Genomic DNA, 329 nt, shown 5'->3' on the forward strand with positions numbered 1-329 from the left:
TGGTTGTTTCAGTCGGCTAGGTACAAGAGGTTGAGGCTCGCGTTGACGTCGCGGTCGTGGTGCGCGCCGCACGCGGCACATGTCCACTCCCGGGTTTGTAAGTCTTTCTTGCCGCCGTTCTCGCCGCAGGCCGAACAGACCTGGGTCGAGGCGAACCACGGGTCGGCCTTGACGAGCGTCCGTCCATAGAACCGCGCCTTATATTCCAGTTGGCGGACGAACTCGCCCCATCCGGCGTCCCCGATCGACTTCGAGAGGCGGCGGTCCTGCATCATCTCCCTCGTTCGGAGCGTCTCGACCACGACGACTTGGTTCTCGTCGACGATGCG

General features: G+C 63.2%; 1 protein-coding gene. It reads right to left on the reverse strand.

The window, feature by feature from the left end; translation table 11 throughout:
• Window positions 1-8: 8 nt before the first annotated feature.
• Window positions 9-329, reverse strand: a 321-nt coding sequence (locus L971_RS14680) for an RNA-guided endonuclease TnpB family protein (protein WP_047376482.1), incomplete at its 5' end; no start/stop codon positions are given.

It is taken from the genome of Exiguobacterium sp. ZOR0005 (assembly GCF_000798975.1).
Classification (GTDB): Bacteria; Bacillota; Bacilli; order Exiguobacteriales; family Exiguobacteriaceae; genus Exiguobacterium; species Exiguobacterium aurantiacum.